Below are 17,637 nucleotides of genomic sequence, written 5' to 3'. Positions count from 1 at the left end.
TGATTACCCGCGCGGGGCTTCCCCAAAGACCTTGTAGTCCGGCAGCTGTACTCGCTGATACGGCTCCCAGCCGCCCCCGAGCGCCTTGTACAGCGCCACCAGATCGAGCGCGCTTTGCACCTGCGCCTGCGCGCGCTGCTGCTGAGCCTGCGCCAGCTGACGCTGGGCGTCCAGCACGTCGATAAAGCTGGCGATCCCCTGTCTGTAGCTATCGCTCGCCAGGTCAAAGGCGTTTTGCAGCGCATCGATGGTCTTCGCGAGGCCCGCTTCACGCTGCTGGTCGGTGCGATAGCTCACCAGCGCATTTTCCACATCCCCGAGCGCCGTCAGCACGGTCTGCCGATAGTCCAGCACCGCCGCGCCCTGCTGCGCGCGCACCACCTTGACGCTGGAGACCAGACGGCCGCCCTGGAAGATGGGAATGGAGACCTGCGGGCCGAAGCTGTAGAAATGGCTGCTCCAGTCGGTCAGCCAGTTCGACTCGCTGTTGCGCAGGCCGAACTGCCCGGAAAGCGTAAAGCTCGGGAACAGCTCCGCCACCGATACGCCAATCTGCGCGGTGGCGGCATGGAGGTTCGCCTCGGCTTCGCGCACGTCCGGACGACGGCGCGCCAATGTCGACGGAATGCCCGTTTGCACGATATCCGGCAGCGCGGGCATCGGCTGCGCGGATTGCAATTCTGCATCCAGCGCGCCCGGCGGCTTGCCGAGCAGGATCGCCAGGCCGTTCATCGCCTGCCGCTCCTGCGCCTGATACTGCGGCAGCTGCGCTTCAAGATTGCCCAGCTGCGCCCGGGCATTTTCCACGTCCATCTGAGGGGACAGCCCGCCGCGCTGGCGGCTTTCCGTGAGATCCAGCGTCTGCTGCGCGCTTTCAATCTGGGTATTCAGGGTGGCGATAATGCTCTGCGCCCCGCGCAGCTGCAGCCACGCGCGCGCCACTTCGGCTTCCAGCGACACCAGCGCGTCGTTACGCTGCTCTATCGCCGCCTTCTGCTGCGCTTCGGCGGCCTCCACCTGACGGCGCACCTTGCCCCACAGGTCGATTTCCCACTGGGCGTCGAAGCTGCCCTGGTAGAGGTTTATCGGCTGCGTCAGCGGCCCAAGCGCGCCCCGCAGCTGCGGATCGACGTTATCCAGCTGGTCGTAAACGCCGTGGGATTTTAGCTCCCCTTCCAGCCCGAGCTGCTGGCGCGTCGCCTGCAGATTGCCGTTCACCGACGGGAAAAACGCGCCGCCCGCCTGGTTAATCTGCTCACGCGCCCCGGCGATGCGCAGCACCGTTTGCTGCAGGGACAAATTCCCGGCGATGGCGCGCTCCACCAGGCTATCGAGCTGCGGCGAGCCGAAGGTTTTCCACCAGCGCGGGTTGGTCGCGCCGGAGGTGGTTTTCGACTTCACCTCGCCGTCGCCCCTGTCGTTCCAGTGCGTGACGGCCGGTGGTGCGGGCTGCTGATAGTCCGGCCCCACGGCGCAGCCCACCAGCAGCATCATTATCATCAGGGGGTGTAAACGTCTGTGTATCATCAGTGTGCTCCTGCACTCCCCTCGCTCTTAACCGGCGAGAGCAACAAACAAAACGGAATCAGTAAAAAGGCCACCGCGCTCAGAAGGGTGAACACGTCGATGTAGGCCAGGAAGCGCGACTGCTCGATCATCGTCTGGTACATGCGCCCGGTGGCGATGCCGGTGGGGTCGCCCACCTGGGTGGTAAAGTTCTGGATCGCCTGGGCGCTCTCGCGTATCGCCAGCTGGAACTGCTCGTTAAACGGCGAGGCGTGGTAGGCCAGATGGGCGCTGTGCGCCTGCGATCGCTCGGTGATGGCCGCCGTCGAGAGCGAAATCCCAATCGACCCGGCCACGTTGCGGAACATGGTAAACAGCGCCGCCGCGTCGGCGTTCAGCCGCCTCGGGATCGAGATAAAGGCGATGGTGGTCAGCGGCACAAACAGGAACCCCAGCCCAATCGACTGCGCGCTGCGGAACAGCACCAGCGTTTCGAAGTCGATATCCGGCGTCAGCGTGCGGGACCAGAAGAACGACACCGCCAGGCAGGTAAAGCCAAAGGCGATGATCCAGCGCGTCTGCACCACCGGCATCAGCTTCAGCACCAGCGGAATGGTCAACACAATCAGCACCGCCCCGGGCGAAAGCACCAGCCCGGACCAGGTGGCGGTATAGCCTAAATCCTGCTGCGCCAGCTGGGGGATCACCACCGAGCTGCCGTAGAGGATCATCGCCATCCCTGCCATTAACAGGCTGGAAATGGCGAAGTTCCGATCCTTCATGCAGTGCAGATCCACCACCGGCTTTTTGGCGTACAGCAGCCAGTAAATCGCGCCGACAATGCCGATAAGCGTCAACACGGCGAAGATGCGGGTAAAGTCAGAGTTAAACCAGTCCTCGTCTTCCCCGCGGTCAAGCATCACCTGCAGGCAGCCCAGACCGAGGGCGATAAAACCAATCCCCGTCCAGTCGACGGAGAGCTTCTCTTTAGATTTGCTCTCCCACGGCGGATCTTCCAGCAGCTGGTAGATCGCCAGCACCGTCACAATCCCCACGGGAATGTTGATGAAAAACACCCAGCGCCAGGAGTAGTTATCGGTGATCCAGCCGCCCAGGGTTGGCCCGAGGACCGGCGCAACGATAATGGCAATCGACGAGAGGCCAAAGGCTTTGCCCCTGTCTTCGGGCTTGAAGTAATCGAGCAGCACCGACTGCTGCGTGGGCTGCAGCCCGCCGCCGAAGAAGCCCTGCATCACGCGAAACAGGATGATCTGCCACAGCTCGGTGGCGATGCCGCACAGGAACGAGCAGATGGTGAACATCACGATGCAGATCAGGAAGAACTGCTTGCGGCCAAACAGCCGGCTCAGGAAGGCGGAGATAGGCAATACGATGCCGTTCGCCACCAGGTAGCTGGTCAGTACCCAGGTGGATTCGTCGTAGCTGGCCGAGAGCGATCCCGCCACGTGCGGCAGCGCCACGTTGACGATGGTGGTGTCCAGTATTTCCATAAACACCGCCAGCGTCACCACGATCGCCACCGCCCACGGGTTGCTGGCAGGCTTCCAGCTGTCGTGGCTGTGGTCCGTCATTCGAGCGTGACCTTCGGCTCAACCGACAGCCCCAGCGGCAGCGGCCTGTTCGGGTCCAGACCTTTGTCAATCACGATTTTCACCGGCACGCGCTGAACGATTTTGACAAAGTTGCCGGTGGCGTTTTCCGACGGGAACGCGGAGAAGCGCGAGCCGCTGCCCTGCTGGATGCTGTCGATATGGCCTTCAAGCTCCATATCCGGCCAGGCATCCACGGATACCGTCACCTTGTTGCCCGGCTTCATGCGTTCAAGCTGCGACTCTTTAAAGTTCGCCACGACCCACACGTTCGGGGAAACCAGCGAGAACAGCGCCGATCCCGCCTGCACCAGCGTGCCGGGCTGGACGTTGCGTTTGGTGACAAAGCCGTCGAACGGGGCGCGGACTTCGGTATAAGCGAGGTTCAGGTTCGCGGTTTCGAGCTGCGCTTTAGCCTGATCGACCTGCCGTTCGCGGGCTTCAACGTTCGTCTCCTGCTGGCGGATCTGCAGCTGAACCTGCTCCGCCACCTCAAGCTGCGCCTGCGCGCTGGCCAGACCGGCCTGGGCGCTGCGCAGCTGGGCATTGGCGGAATCGATACTTTGCTGCGTAGTCGCGCGCGGGTCGACGCCGCGCTGGCGGCGGTACTCGGCCTGCGCGTTAGCCATATCGGCCTGGGCTTTTAGCACCTGCGCTTTGGCTTCGTCACGCTGGGCGGGGTATTGCACCTTCGAGAGCGCCAGCTGCGCCTGCGCCTGGTGGAGCTGAGCAACCGCCAGCCCCAGCTGGGCCTGGGCCTGATCGCGCTGGGCAGCGTTATCGCGGGGATCGATAACCACCAGCAGGTCGCCCTTCTTCACGCGCTGGTTGTCACGCACGCGCAGCTCGGTTACATAGCCTGCCGCTTTGGGAGCAATGGTCACCACGTCGCCGTCGGTAAAGGCGTCGTCGGTCGTCTCTTCGTTACGGGTTAAAAACCACCAGACTAACGCCACGACGACCATTACCACCACGACGATGCCGAGGATAATTAACGGTTTTTTGCCCGGACGCTTGCGCGCGTTATTGTTGTTCTCCTGCTCGTCAGCAGGCGGGGATTGATCTTCAGCCATAGTTCAGCAACGGTCCTGTCAGTGAGCGGCATCACACTATGCCGTTCACTAAAGCTAGGACGTTGCTATACATTTGCCAGGATAAACTGACAAATAGCGCACTATATGAGAAGGATTAGTCCGAATCCGATCGCGGCGGCCCAGGCGAGCATCGGGATCGACCATAAATGGAAGCGCCACCAGATGCGGCGATCGTTGGCCATGCGCAGGGCAATCAGGTTCGCCAGCGAGCCGGGCAGCAGCCCAAAGCCGCCGATATTCACCGCCCAGGCGAGCAGCGCGTCAGGGGGAACATAGTTGAGCAGCAGGATGGTAGAGGGCACGTTGCTGATAACCTGCGAAAGCCCAATTGCCGTCAGCCATAGCCCCGGCTGAGACAGTCCGCTCACGCCGTGCAGGACGTTTTGCAGCGCAGGCAGCTGAATAAGCAGATGCACATCGATAAACATCGCCATAAAAACCAGCAGCAGCGTCCAGTCCACGCTCACCAGCACGCGTCTTGCCAGCACCAGGAACCCGGCGGCGACCAGCAGCACGCCCGTCAGCTCAAGCTTCATTTCCAGCGCAATCAGGAACACGACGTACAGCGCCAGACAGCTCCAGACCAGCCGGGGCTGCCACTGCGGACCCGCTGTTCCACTATGGTACTGCAGCTTTTTATCCGGGAAGGCAAACCAGCAGACCGCAAGCAGGGATACCATCATCACCAGCGCCAGCGGCGCCATCTGCCAGGTAAAGGCGGCAAACGACAGCCCAGAGCGTCCCCAGAGCAGAATGTTTTGCGGGTTACCGATAGGGGTTAACAGTGAACCCGCGTTAACCGCCAGCGCTTCAAAAATAATGAGGCGAGTCACCGGAATTTCGCAAAGCTTACGCAGCGTAAGCGTCAGCGGCACGATGATGAACAGCGCCACATCGTTAGTCAGAAAGGTCGACAGCACCGCCGCAGAAAAGACCATGAACAGCGACAGCCTGCGCTCGGTCGCAAAGCGGCGGACCATCTTGCGACCCAGCACGTCGAAATAGCCGCTCAGCTCTACCCCTTTGGTGAGCATCATTAAGCCGCTCAGGGTGATGATGGTGCGCCAGTCGATGGCAGCAGGCCAGGTATGCGGGGTAAACGGCACAAAAAAACTTAATCCAGCGCCGATAAGTAATAAGAGATGAAAGAAGCGATCGCGGGCCAGCGCCTGCAGTCCAGGAAGCGTCATTCTGCGCCGGGTCCGTATTTAAGGGTAAATTCACGGAATCTCACCAGCGTCTCTTCGCTGACGTGATGCTCCATCCCCTCGGCATCCCGGCGGGCAATCTCCGGGCTAACGCCCAACACCAGCAAAAAGTTTTCAACGATCTGATGACGCTCGCGGCTCTCCTGGGCCAGCTTTTCGCCTTCCGCCGTCAGAAACACGCCGCGCCAGGGGATCATTTCGATCAGGCCGACGGTTGCCAGGCGTTTTAACATTTTGGCAACCGTTGGCTGAGAAACCCCCAGTCGGGCGGCCATATCCACCTGACGTGCTTCGCCGACTTCCCGAATCAAATCGGAGATCAGCTCTACATAGTCATCAATCAGCTCCCGTCGGTGGGCTTCGCGCACCTGACGAAACCCTTCAACGTGCTCTTCAACATTCACCAGTTGCGTCGTTTTTTTTGTTGTTGGCTTACCTGCGCGACGGTTCATTGTACTTCCTCAGTGGGGATGACGCTTCCAGCGCCCGGTATCAAGAGCGAACATTGTAAACCATAGCTCTACAAGCACAAAAAATTAACGAATTAGCCATAGCTATACAATATAGCCTGTGCTATATCTGTATGTAATGCAGTCACCCTTCACGGATCGAAGGGATCTCAAACCAGGAGGCCATATGAATGAATTCAAGAGGTGTATGAACGTGTTTACCCACTCTCCGTTTAAAGTGCGCTTGCTGCTGTTGAATATGCTGTGCGATATGTTCAACAACAAACCGCATCAGGACGACAAGTCATCCCACTAAGCGGCGTCGCGGCACGCCGCTTCATTTTTCCGTCACACATCCTCTGTACGCTGGCCTCTGGCCGCCTTATTCCCGATCTTTTTTGCGGATTTGCAGCCCCCTTCGCAAAACATCTGTTTAGCAACTGTTGACCTTATTTCGCGCTCGCACTATCTTCTTGCAGCCCTGCACTATTTGCGGCTCGCTGAAGCGGACCCTCATTCCCTCTCCACGCACTGTCAGGCAGGCTTTGACCCTTGGCGCCAGGGTGAGCACATGGCGTTTCACGATAGTGAACTATGAACGTAACCCTGAAAGAAACACTTGCTACCCGCAGCCGGGCCTTAAACCCGTGGACGGGATTCTACTTTCTGCAATCGCTGCTGATTAACTTCGCGCTTGGCTATCCCTTTAGCCTGCTTTATGCCGTTGCCTTCACCTGTATCCTTCACCTTCTGTGGCACAGCGCGCCGCGCGTTCAGAAAGTACTCATCGGGATCTGTTCGCTGGTTGCGGCATCCTATTTCCCGTTTGGCCAGGCTTACGGTTCGCCAAACTTCAATACTCTGCTGGCGCTGCACTCTACCAATATGGAAGAGTCAACGGAGATCCTGACGATCTTCCCCTGGTACAACTATGTGGTTGGCCTCTTCATTTTTGCGCTGGGCGTGATTGCGGTCCGTCGTAAGCAGGCCGAGAAAAAAGCGTGGGGCAGAATTGAAAGCCTCTGTCTGGCGTTCAGCGTCGTCACCTTCTTCGTCACGCCGGTACAAAACCTTGCCTGGGGCGGCGTGTTTAAGCTGAAAGACACGGGCTACCCGGTGTTCCGCTTTGTCAAAGATGTCGTGGTTAACAACAAAGAGGTTCTCGACGAGCAGGCGCGCATGGCCGAGCTTTCCAATATGAAAGACACCTGGAACGTGCTGGCCGTGAAGCCAAAATACCATACCTATGTCGTGGTGATTGGTGAAAGCGCGCGCCGCGATGCGCTGGGCGCGTTTGGCGGCCACTGGGATAACACACCGTTTGCCAGTTCGGTCAACGGCACGTTTTTTACCGATTATGTGGCGGCCAGCGGTTCGACGCAGAAATCACTTGGCCTGACGCTGAATCGCGTGGTCGACGGTAAGCCGCAGTTTCAGGATAACTTCGTTACGCTCGCTAACCGCGCGGGCTTCCAGACGTGGTGGTTCTCAAACCAGGGCCAGATTGGTGAATACGATACCGCTATTGCCAGCATTGCGAAGCGCGCGGACGAGGTGCAGTTTCTGAAAAACGGCGATTTTGAAGCCGATAAAAACACCAAAGATGAAGCCTTGCTGAAAATGACGGCGCAGGTCTTTGCCACCCAGCGCACTCAGCCGCAGCTGATTGTTCTGCACCTGATGGGCTCGCATCCGCAGGCGTGCGATCGTACCGGGGGGAAATACGCCGAGTTTGTGCAGTCGAAAGAGACGTCATGCTATCTCTACACCATGACGCAAACCGACGATCTGCTGAGCAAGCTGTATACCCAGTTACGCAATACCGGCGACAGTTTCTCGCTGGTCTATTTTTCCGACCACGGGCTGGCGTTCAAGGAACGGGGCAAAGAGGTGCAGTACCTGGCGCATGATGATAAGTTCCAGCAGAACTTCCAGGTGCCGTTCATGGTGTTGTCGAGTGACGATAAAACCCATCGCATCATTAAAGCGCGCCGGTCAGCGAATGATTTTCTGGCGTTCTTTTCGCAATGGACGGGAATTGCTGCGGAGCAGATAAAAAAAGCTTACCCGTTTGTCTCAAACAAGAAAGCTCCTCCAGTTTACATTACCAACTTCAAGTTACAGAAAGTTGACTATAACCACCTGGGTACGGATATTTTCGATATTAAGAGTAAGTAATATCTTCCGTCTCGTGCGGTCTGATGCCCTCACCCTGGCCCTCTCCCACGGGGAGAGGGGACAAACACTAAAAACGGCAACCTCTGGTTGCCGTTTTGCTTTTACCTTCCAAAAAAAAATCCGCCACATTGGGCGGATTTTTTACTGGCTCACCGAAGTGATTAGAAGCGGTAACCTACGCCTGCGATCCAGGTGCCAACGTCAACGTTGCGGATACGGCTCTGCTCATAGGAGAAGTCCAGAGCAACGTTTTCGATTGGGTTGAACTGCAGACCTGCGCCGTAGGAGAAGCCGTAGTCGCTGTTGCTTGCAGTACGGTTAGCAGATTCGTTTTCAGTCTGCTGGAATTTACCGTAGCCAACACCTACAACACCGTAGATGCTTGCCCAGTCGTTCAGACGGTAAGCTGGACCAGCAGTGATACCGTAGTACTGACCTTTGTTATAAGCACCGTTGTCGAAATTATCTTTTTCGGTGTAGGTGAAAGAACCGATCACGCCCAGCGGGTTGTTATCCTGCTCATAACGGTACTTCAGGTTGAAACCGTTAGCTTTGTTCATTACGCCCTGATAGTCGCTCTGTGCGTAACCACCGGTAACGGTAGAAGTCGCAGCTACAGCGGTACCTGCGGAAACAGCCAGAACAGCGGCCAGTGCTGAAAGACATGCAATTTTTTTCATAACCACCTCAAATGTGCTTCAAGTAAATCCGTAAGTTTTAAATATATCAAAAAATCTTGTGAAACTCTTTGAGATTCGTGATGTCTAATGAAGCCTTTCCTGTAACAGAACGTTTCCAGAATCAGCTATCTTATTCAAATCTCGCCCGTTTTTCACGTCTCAACGCTGATTTTGCGCGACCTCACCGTTACATTCATCCAGATTATTCCTAATCTTTTCGATGATAAATCAACCAGTGCCCGTCCATTTTACGGATTTCTCCTGGATTTTTTTCAACAGTAGCTCAACCGTAGCCGCTTATTTCATTTACACTGCGTTTTTTACTTCATTTGACAAAATTGACAGGAGAAAGGATGCCTGGGTTATCCCGCAGGACGTCGGTCTGGATGCCGGTTGTCGTAATATTGATAGCGATGATGTCTATCCAAAGTGGCGCATCGCTGGCGAAATCGCTTTTCCCGCTGGTAGGCGCACCCGGCGTTACGGCGTTGCGTATCGCGTTAGGCACTCTGATCCTCGTCGTCATTTTTAAGCCCTGGCGGCTGCGTTTCAAAAAAGAGCAGCGCTTGCCTCTCCTGTTCTACGGACTGGCGCTCGGCGGGATGAACTATATGTTCTATCTCTCCATTCAGACTATCCCCCTTGGGATCGCCGTTGCCCTCGAGTTCACGGGGCCGCTGGCGGTAGCCCTCTTTTCCTCCCGCCGGCCGGTTGACTTCATTTGGGTAATATTAGCCGTTCTCGGGCTTTGGTTCCTGCTGCCGCTGGGCCAGGACGTAACGCAGATAGATCTGACGGGTGCAGCGCTGGCGCTGGGCGCGGGTGCCTGCTGGGCCGTCTACATTCTTACCGGGCAGCGTGCCGGGGAAGAGCACGGCCCGGCGACCGTTGCCCTTGGCTCGCTGATTGCCGCCATTATTTTTGTCCCGATCGGTATGGCGCAGGCCACGGAGTCCATCTGGCAGTGGTCCATCCTCCCGGTTGGGCTGGCGGTTGCTGTTCTCTCGACGGCACTCCCCTACTCGCTGGAGATGATTGCCCTGACGCGTCTGCCCACGCGAATCTTCGGCACCCTGATGAGCATGGAACCCGCGCTGGCGGCCATCTCCGGAATGGTTTTCCTCGGCGAAACCCTCACCTTTACCCAGACGCTGGCGCTTTGTTCCATTATCGCAGCGTCAATGGGGTCGACGCTTACCATGCGCCCGGAGCCAAAAGTCCATAACGTGGACGTCAATTAATGGCGTATATTCTGCATGGCGTCACCGTCATGCAGAATAAAGTCTGGTGCCGTCGTTATTATAATTTCTGACATACTTTGTCATACTGCAGAAATATCCCCCCGAAACCAGTAATGCATATCAAATTAAGATTGATCTGCATCAATTTTAAAATAATCACTATTATTCATGCACTTATAAACTCAACATCCTTCTCGCTATTAAACCGATAGGCAGCGCCAAATCGCAGAGAAAAAATCAGGTGCTATACTTAGTTCCGTAATTACCTGGGACACACACATCAAGAGGATATGAGATTATGAGTACCGCTAAACTGGTGAAAACGAAAGCGTCTAATCTGCTTTATACCCGTAACGATGTATCGGATAGCGACAAGAAAGCGACGATTGAGTTGCTGAATCGCCAGGTGATCCAATTCATCGATCTTTCGCTGATCACCAAACAAGCACACTGGAATATGCGCGGTGCCAACTTTATTGCCGTTCATGAAATGCTGGACGGATTCCGCACGGCACTGGTTACGCATCTGGATACCATGGCAGAACGTGCCGTGCAGTTGGGCGGCGTTGCCCTGGGTACCACGCAGGTGATCAACAGCAAAACGCCACTGAAAAGCTACCCGCTGGATATCCATACCGTTCAGGATCACCTGAAAGAGCTGGCTGACCGCTACGCGATTGTGGCAAATGACGTACGTAAAGCGATTGGCGAAGCGAAGGACGAAGATACCGCTGATATCTTCACCGCCGCGTCTCGCGATCTGGACCAGTTCCTGTGGTTCATTGAGTCTAACATCGAGTAATCCATACGGATTTCTAATCAAACCCTCGCGTCATGCGGGGGTTTTGCACGTTTATGGTGCACACTTTTTGCTTCCACACCTGCAAAAGTGAACAAAATGTAATAATCACTTCACACAACCGTTAATAGAAGATTGTTTTTTCGTCTGAATTTGCGCTAAATAGCACCACGTCAAATGCCCTGAATGATGCGCACCAAAACGGTGCTCCAGTTTGGTGCATAACATCGCCATTGCCACGATTATTGTGCAATGCGTGACGCACTCCCCTTTGCAAAACAAGAGCTTGTAAAGTTGGCACGTTTTTTTCATTGTGCAACTTGTTCTCGCAGGGGATCGCCCCGTGGATATAAAAGGAAATGCTATGAAGTCTGTATTAAAAGTTTCACTGGCTGCACTTACCCTGGCTTTTGCGGTGTCATCCCATGCCGCCGACAAACTGGTTGTAGCGACCGACACGGCGTTCGTTCCGTTTGAATTCAAACAGGGTGATAAATACGTTGGTTTTGACGTGGATCTGTGGGCTGCGGTCGCAAAAGAACTCAAACTGGATTACACCCTGAAGCCGATGGACTTCAGCGGCATCATCCCGGCACTGCAGACCAAAAACGTTGACCTGGCGCTGGCGGGTATCACCATTACTGACGAACGCAAAAAAGCGATCGACTTCTCCGACGGCTACTACAAAAGCGGCCTGCTGGTGATGGTCAAAGCGGATAATAACGACGTAAAAAGCGTGAAAGATCTCGACGGTAAAGTGGTTGCGGTGAAGAGCGGCACCGGTTCCGTTGATTATGCAAAAGCAAATATCAAAACCAAAGATCTGCGTCAGTTCCCTAACATCGACAACGCCTATATGGAGCTCGGTACTAACCGTGCTGACGCGGTTCTGCACGACACGCCGAACATCCTGTACTTCATCAAAACGGCGGGCAACGGCAAGTTCAAAGCGGTAGGTGACTCTCTGGAAGCACAGCAGTACGGCATCGCGTTCCCGAAAGGCAGCGACGAGCTGCGCAACAAGGTGAACGGCGCGCTGAAAACCCTGAAAGAGAACGGTACGTACAACGAAATCTATAAAAAATGGTTCGGTACTGAACCTAAATAATCCAGCCTGAATTATCAGGTACTGTAATGCCCGGTGGCGCTTGCGCTTACCGGGCCTACAATTTGAGTCAGCCCTCTGACTCATTTTAGTTTTCACCACGGTATACAGGAATACATCATGCAGTTTGACTGGAGCGCCATCTGGCCTGCCATTCCTCTCTTGCTTGAAGGCGCCAAAATGACCCTGTGGATTTCGGTCCTCGGTCTGGTTGGCGGGTTGATTATCGGCCTTGTCGCCGGTTTCGCCCGCACCTACGGCGGCTGGATTGCAAACCACATCGCACTGGTTTTCATCGAAGTGATCCGCGGTACGCCAATTGTCGTACAGGTCATGTTCATCTACTTCGCCCTGCCAATGGCCTTCAACGATCTGCGCATTGACCCGTTCAGCGCCGCGGTCGTGACCATTATGATCAACTCCGGCGCGTACATTGCGGAAATCACCCGCGGCGCCGTACTGTCGATTCATAAAGGCTTCAGCGAAGCCGGGCTGGCCCTGGGGCTTTCCCGTCGCGAAACCATTCGCCACGTTATTCTGCCGCTGGCGCTGCGCCGCATGCTGCCGCCGCTGGGTAACCAGTGGATCATCAGCATTAAGGACACGTCGCTGTTCATCGTTATCGGCGTTGCTGAACTGACCCGTCAGGGCCAGGAGATCATTGCCGGCAACTTCCGCGCGCTCGAAATCTGGAGTGCGGTGGCCGTTGTTTACCTGATCATCACGCTGGTTCTGAGCTTTGTTCTGCGTCGTCTTGAAAGAAGGATGAAAATCCTGTGATTGAATTTAAAAACGTTTCCAAGCACTTTGGCCCAACCCAGGTGCTGCACAATATTGATTTGAACGTCAGCCAGGGTGAAGTGGTGGTGATTATCGGGCCTTCCGGCTCCGGTAAATCGACCCTGCTGCGCTGCATCAACAAGCTGGAAGAGATCACCAGCGGCGATCTGATTGTCGATGGCCTGAAGGTCAACGACCCGAAGGTGGACGAACGTCTGATCCGTCAGGAAGCAGGCATGGTGTTCCAGCAGTTCTACCTGTTCCCGCACCTGACGGCGCTGGAAAACGTGATGTTCGGCCCGCTGCGCGTGCGCGGTGCCAACAAAGCGGCAGCGGAAACGCTGGCGAAAGATCTGCTGGCGAAGGTTGGCCTGGCGGAGCGTGCGCACCACTATCCGTCCGAGCTGTCGGGCGGTCAACAGCAACGCGTGGCGATTGCCCGCGCGCTGGCGGTGAAGCCGAAGATGATGCTGTTTGATGAGCCTACGTCGGCACTCGACCCTGAGCTGCGCCACGAAGTGCTGAAGGTGATGCAGGATCTGGCCGAAGAAGGGATGACGATGGTCATCGTGACCCACGAAATCGGCTTTGCCGAGAAGGTGGCTTCGCGTCTGATCTTCATCGACAAAGGGCGTATCGCCGAGGACGGCAATCCGCAGGAGCTGATCGCGAACCCGCCGAGCCAGCGCCTGCAGGAGTTCCTGCAGCACGTTTCCTAATCCACAGTATTCAGCAGAGCCGGGCATGCCCGGCTTTTTTACGCCAGATTGTTCCCAAAAATCCCCCTTAGCTCCCTGCCCTCTATACTTATCATTTTGTTGGACATTTTTACCGGAGGACGCCGTGCCGTGGATCCTGCTGCTGTTGCTTAGCCTGTTTAGTGCGCCATCGTTCGCCGTCGCGATCCCCGGCGTCACCACCGGAACCACTGCGACGCAGGAGAGCGCCCCGCCTCAGGAGCCTGACGTTGAACAGAAAAAAGCCGCGTACAGCGCGCTGGCTGACGTTCTGGAAAACGACGCCTCGCGGCAGGAGCTTATTGGCCAGCTGCGCAAAGTTGCCGCCACGCCGCCGCGGGAGCCCGTGCCTGCCATTACCCCGCCAGACGTGAAAGAGCAAAAAACGGTGCTGGAGAACGTGACCGACGTTAGCCGTCAGTATGGGGAAGCGCTCTCTTCTCGCTTCGCCCAGCTCTACCGCAACCTGATTGGTTCCCCGCACAAGCCGTTTAATCCACAGACGTTTTCCACTGCCGCCACCCAGTTTTTAATGCTGGCGGGCGGAGTCTTTCTTTTTTACTGGCTGGTGCGCCTGTGTGCCTGGCCGCTGTATCGCAAAATGGGGCAATGGGGCCGCAAAAAGAACCAGCAAAAAAGCAGCTGGCTTCACCTGCCCGCCATGATCGCGTCTGCCTTTATTATTGATTTACTCCTGCTGGCGCTCACGCTGTTTATCGGCCAGCTGCTGGCCGACCGGCTCAATGCGGGCAACAAAACCATCGCCTTCCAGCAGGGGCTGTTTCTGAACGCCTTCGCGCTGATCGAGTTCTTTAAGGCGCTGCTGCGGGTCATCTTTTGCCCGCGCGTGCCCGAGCTTCGCCCCTTCAACATCAACGATGAAAGCGCGAAATACTGGGCGCTGCGCCTGAGCGTGCTTAGCGGCCTGATAGGCTACGGCCTGCTGGTCGCGGTGCCGATTATTTCAAACCAGGTGAACGTCCAGTTTGGCGCGCTGGCAAACGTGCTGATCATGCTCTGTATTACCGTCTGGGCGCTGTATCTGATTTTCCATAACAAAAAGGCGATCACCGAAAGTCTGCTTCACCTGGCCGATCGCTCTCTCTCCTTCTTCAGCCTGTTTATCCGCGCCTTCGCGCTGGTGTGGCACTGGCTGGCAAGCGCGTACTTTATCGTGCTGTGCTTCTTCTCGCTGTTCGATCCGGGCAACAGCCTGAAGTTTATGATGGGGGCGACGTTTAAAAGCCTGGCCATCATTGGCGTTGCGGCCTTTGCGTCCGGCCTGCTCTCTCGCTGGATCTCGAAAACCATCACGCTGTCACCGCAGGTGCAGCGTAACTACCCGGAACTGCAAAAGCGGGTCAACGGCTGGATGTCGGTATCGCTGAAGGTGGCGCGTATTCTGACCGTCTGCGTGGCGATCATGCTGCTGCTGAACGCCTGGAGCCTGTTTGATTTCTGGAACTGGCTGCACAACGGCGCGGGGGAGAAAACCGTTGACGTGTTAATCCGCATTGCGCTGATCCTGTTCTTCTCCGCTGTCGGCTGGACGCTGCTGGCGAGCCTTATCGAGAACCGGCTGGTGTCCGATATTCACGGCAGGCCGCTGCCGAGCGCCCGCGCCCGCACGCTGTTAACCCTGTTCCGCAACGCGCTGGCGGTGATCATCAGCACCATTACCATCATGATTGTGCTCTCGGAAATCGGCGTGAATATCGCCCCGCTGCTGGCGGGTGCGGGTGCGCTGGGGCTGGCCATTTCCTTCGGTTCGCAAACGCTGGTGAAAGATATTATTACAGGCGTTTTTATTCAGTTTGAGAACGGCATGAACACGGGCGATCTGGTCACCATTGGGCCGTTAACCGGCACGGTTGAGCGGATGTCCATTCGTTCGGTCGGCGTGCGTCAGGATACCGGGGCCTATCACATCATTCCGTGGTCATCGATTACCACCTTCGCCAACTTTGTGCGCGGGATTGGCTCGGTAGTGGCGAATTACGATGTGGATCGCCATGAGGATGCCGATAAAGCGAAACAGGCGCTGCGGGATGCGGTAGAAGAGCTGATGCAGATGGAAGATATCCGCGGGCTGGTGATTGGCGAACCGTCGTTTGCCGGGATTGTCGGGCTGACGAACACGGCGTTTACCCTTCGCGTGTCGTTCACTACCCAGCCGCTGAAGCAGTGGACGGTGCGCTTTGCGCTCGACAGCATGGTCAAAAAACACTTTGACCTGGCGGATGTGCGTATGCCGGTGCAGACGTATCAGGTGCTGCCTTCGCCGACCGCACAGCTTCCCCCGCAGGAGCCAACCTTATAGCGCGGATGCCGGGTGGCGGCTTCGCCTTACCCGGCCTACGACGGAGTGCTATTTGCGGCGTTTGTTGTTTTCCATAAACGACCAGGCAATAAAGCGGCTCTGCTTCTGCCCCTGCGCCATCTCTTTTTTCACCACCTTCACCGCGCCGGCCTCGGTTAGCGCACGGTAGAGCGGCGGAAGGTTATCGCCGCGCGAAACCAGCGTGGTGAACCATTTCACCTGACGGCCAAACTGTTTGCTTTCCGCAATCATACGCAGGATAAACGCCACCTCACCGCCCTCGCACCACAGCTCCTGCTGCTGGCCACCGAAGTTCAGCGCAGCATCCTCAGCCTGACCCAGGTTACGGCGCTTGCGCTCGCTGCCCTCGCGGGCCGCGGCGGCTGAATCATGGAACGGCGGGTTGCACAGGGTGGCATCGTATTGTTCATTTTTATGGATAATGCCGTTGAAGATCGAACCTGCATCTTTCTGACGACGCAGGCGGATTGCCCGGCTTAAGCCCGGATTTCCGTTTATAATCGCCTGCGCGCTGGAGAATGCCTCTGCGCCGATTTCACTCCCGGTGAAGCGCCACTGGTATTCATGAGCGCCAATCAGGGGGTAAATCAGGTTTGCCCCGGTACCGATATCCAGAATGGTGGCCTGCTGCGGAACGACGCCCTCATTACCTTCTGCAAGCAGATCGGCGAGATGATGGACGTAATCTGCGCGGCCAGGAACGGGCGGACAGAGAAAACCTTCCGGAATATCCCAGTTCGCCACGCCGTAATAGTGGGCAAGCAGCGCTTTGTTCAGCATTTTAACCGCCAGCGGGTCAGCGAAGTTGACCGAAGGTTCACCGGCGGGCGTCTGTACAATGAAGCCCTGTAACTGCGGGCAGCTCTGGCACAGCGCGTTCATGTCGTAGCGGCTGCGGTGGCGATTTCGTGGGTGCAATCCCGGCTTTTGGGAAGTCATGGCGTTCTCCTTTAAACAGCGGCGTAAGATACCCTTTGCAGACCCAACGGTAAATAACTGTGTGCGGTGCACAAAAATACGCCATAAATCAGTAGCCTTTATGTCTATGATCTGTCAGCAAATCGTCAATTTATATCGTTCAAAAAATAAGCAGATCATCATCAAATATTTGCGCTAAATCACACTCGCGGGGCTTCTAAACTTAAGGGGAATCACCTGTTGTTTCCCCTGAGGATGTGATTATGAAAAACTACCTGACCCTTGTTGTAATCGCCGGCGCGCTGGCCACGGTGTCCTTCTCTGCCTGGTCAGTTCAGTCCCTGACCGAAAATAATGATACCAGTCAGCTGCAGGCTGCGGGTACGGTCTCGGTAAGCCGGGCGAGTAACCTTGACGACCTCCAGGATAAGCTGGCTGAAAAAGCCCGCCAGGAGGGTGCTAAAGGCTTCGTGGTGAACTCCGCTGGCGGAGATAACCATATGTACGGCACAGCCACCATCTATAAATAACCGCTCATACACGCCCACAACTGCATCCGCACAGCGGATGCAGTTTCTCTTTTCCGCGCCTTGACTGTACGATTTTTAACCCCATATTCATACAATGCGCTTAACACAAACAGGAGGACGTATGGCTTCCGGCTGGGCGAATGACGACGCCGTTAATGAACAGATCAACAGTACGATTGAAGATGCGGTTGCCCGCGCGCGCGGTGAAATTCCGCGCGGCGAAAGTTTGCATGAATGTGAGGAATGCGGCGATCCGATCCCCGAGGCGCGTCGTAAGGCCATTCCTGGCGTGCGGTTATGCATAACCTGTCAGCAGAATAAAGATTCAAAAAATGCTTCACATTCGGGATATAATCGTAGAGGATCGAAAGACAGCCAGTTACGTTGACTTTCCTTTACCTAAAATCACCGCGCAAGCGGTTTCCTTTACGCTCACGATTTTCGGAACTGCACGTAGCAAA

The 17,637-nt window shown here is 56.2% G+C and carries 17 protein-coding genes; 10 read left to right on the top strand and 7 right to left on the bottom strand.

All coding sequences use genetic code 11. The features are described from left to right. Nucleotides 1-3: 3 nt before the first annotated feature. From VPX56_RS07440 to mntR, 5 genes are all read right to left on the bottom strand, one after another. A complete protein-coding gene (locus VPX56_RS07440) occupies nt 4-1,527 on the bottom strand; it encodes an efflux transporter outer membrane subunit (RefSeq protein ID WP_326470837.1) in 1,524 nt (507 codons plus the stop codon). Next, entirely contained in the window at nt 1,527-3,098 is a 1,572-nt protein-coding gene (locus VPX56_RS07435; RefSeq protein ID WP_263611180.1) for a DHA2 family efflux MFS transporter permease subunit, read from the bottom strand. The genes VPX56_RS07440 and VPX56_RS07435 overlap by 1 nt, the downstream gene beginning before the upstream one ends. Further along, entirely contained in the window at nt 3,095-4,189 is a 1,095-nt protein-coding gene (locus VPX56_RS07430) for an HlyD family secretion protein (RefSeq protein ID WP_326470835.1), read from the bottom strand. Before VPX56_RS07430 ends, VPX56_RS07435 begins: the two co-directional genes overlap by 4 nt. Before the next feature lie 101 nt (nt 4,190-4,290). Further along, complete coding sequence (locus tag VPX56_RS07425; RefSeq protein WP_326470833.1) at nt 4,291-5,400, bottom strand: anion transporter; 1,110 nt, start codon at nt 5,398-5,400, stop codon at nt 4,291-4,293. Beyond that, nucleotides 5,397-5,870: a manganese-binding transcriptional regulator MntR gene (gene mntR, locus VPX56_RS07420; RefSeq protein WP_131632958.1), complete on the bottom strand. Its 474-nt coding sequence runs from the start codon at nt 5,868-5,870 to the stop codon at nt 5,397-5,399. The genes VPX56_RS07425 and mntR overlap by 4 nt, the downstream gene beginning before the upstream one ends. A gap of 184 nt (nt 5,871-6,054) precedes the next feature. Between mntR and mntS the strand changes: the two genes are divergently transcribed. After that, nucleotides 6,055-6,183: a manganase accumulation protein MntS gene (mntS, locus tag VPX56_RS07415; RefSeq protein ID WP_326470829.1), complete on the top strand. Its 129-nt coding sequence runs from the start codon at nt 6,055-6,057 to the stop codon at nt 6,181-6,183. Nucleotides 6,184-6,461: 278 nt separating this feature from the next. Next, nucleotides 6,462-8,045 carry a phosphoethanolamine transferase gene (locus tag VPX56_RS07410; RefSeq protein WP_131632960.1) on the top strand — a complete coding sequence of 528 codons (1,584 nt, stop codon included), beginning with the start codon at nt 6,462-6,464 and terminating at the stop codon, nt 8,043-8,045. A 161-nt stretch (nt 8,046-8,206) separates the two neighbouring features. On the opposite strand, the gene ompX is transcribed toward VPX56_RS07410, so the two are convergent. Further along, nucleotides 8,207-8,725: an outer membrane protein OmpX gene (gene ompX, locus VPX56_RS07405; RefSeq protein WP_131632961.1), complete on the bottom strand. Its 519-nt coding sequence runs from the start codon at nt 8,723-8,725 to the stop codon at nt 8,207-8,209. A gap of 353 nt (nt 8,726-9,078) precedes the next feature. Here ompX and rhtA point away from each other — a divergent pair, with 353 nt between their 5' ends. The 6 genes from rhtA (at nt 9,079) to ybiO (ending at nt 15,707) form a co-directional block, all read left to right on the top strand. After that, complete coding sequence (rhtA, locus tag VPX56_RS07400) at nt 9,079-9,966, top strand: threonine/homoserine exporter RhtA (protein WP_131632962.1); 888 nt, start codon at nt 9,079-9,081, stop codon at nt 9,964-9,966. 298 nt (nt 9,967-10,264) lie between these two features. Further along, nucleotides 10,265-10,768 (top strand): DNA starvation/stationary phase protection protein Dps, encoded by a 504-nt coding sequence (dps, locus tag VPX56_RS07395; RefSeq protein WP_010428924.1) that lies wholly within the window; start codon nt 10,265-10,267, stop codon nt 10,766-10,768. 361 nt (nt 10,769-11,129) lie between these two features. Next, nucleotides 11,130-11,873 (top strand): glutamine ABC transporter substrate-binding protein GlnH, encoded by a 744-nt coding sequence (gene glnH, locus VPX56_RS07390; protein WP_131632963.1) that lies wholly within the window; start codon nt 11,130-11,132, stop codon nt 11,871-11,873. A 117-nt stretch (nt 11,874-11,990) separates the two neighbouring features. Further along, nucleotides 11,991-12,650, top strand: a complete 660-nt coding sequence (glnP, locus tag VPX56_RS07385; protein ID WP_010428919.1) for a glutamine ABC transporter permease GlnP — start codon at nt 11,991-11,993, stop codon at nt 12,648-12,650. Further along, a complete protein-coding gene (glnQ, locus tag VPX56_RS07380) occupies nt 12,647-13,369 on the top strand; it encodes a glutamine ABC transporter ATP-binding protein GlnQ (RefSeq protein WP_131632964.1) in 723 nt (240 codons plus the stop codon). The genes glnP and glnQ overlap by 4 nt, the downstream gene beginning before the upstream one ends. A 124-nt stretch (nt 13,370-13,493) precedes the next feature. Further along, a complete protein-coding gene (gene ybiO, locus VPX56_RS07375; protein WP_326470822.1) occupies nt 13,494-15,707 on the top strand; it encodes a mechanosensitive channel protein in 2,214 nt (737 codons plus the stop codon). Nucleotides 15,708-15,755: 48 nt separating this feature from the next. Here the strand turns inward: ybiO and rlmF are convergent, their stop codons facing one another. Next, complete coding sequence (gene rlmF / locus VPX56_RS07370) at nt 15,756-16,667, bottom strand: 23S rRNA (adenine(1618)-N(6))-methyltransferase RlmF (RefSeq protein ID WP_165500681.1); 912 nt, start codon at nt 16,665-16,667, stop codon at nt 15,756-15,758. Between the two features lie 242 nt (nt 16,668-16,909). On the opposite strand from rlmF, the gene mcbA reads away from it, so the two are divergent. Together mcbA and VPX56_RS07360 are read left to right on the top strand one after the other, a co-directional pair. Continuing rightward, on the top strand, nt 16,910-17,176 hold the full coding sequence (gene mcbA, locus VPX56_RS07365) for a DUF1471 family periplasmic protein McbA (RefSeq protein WP_326470820.1): 267 nt from the start codon (nt 16,910-16,912) through the stop codon (nt 17,174-17,176). A 121-nt stretch (nt 17,177-17,297) separates the two neighbouring features. Further along, nucleotides 17,298-17,564, top strand: coding sequence for a DksA/TraR family C4-type zinc finger protein (locus VPX56_RS07360; protein ID WP_326470818.1), 267 nt, complete (start codon nt 17,298-17,300; stop codon nt 17,562-17,564). Nucleotides 17,565-17,637: the final 73 nt, after the last annotated feature.

The organism is Enterobacter wuhouensis, assembly GCF_035835995.1.
GTDB classification, from domain to species: domain Bacteria; phylum Pseudomonadota; class Gammaproteobacteria; order Enterobacterales; family Enterobacteriaceae; genus Enterobacter; species Enterobacter wuhouensis.
Note: the sequence above shows the minus strand (reverse complement) of the source record. Positions and strands in the feature narration are given on the sequence as shown.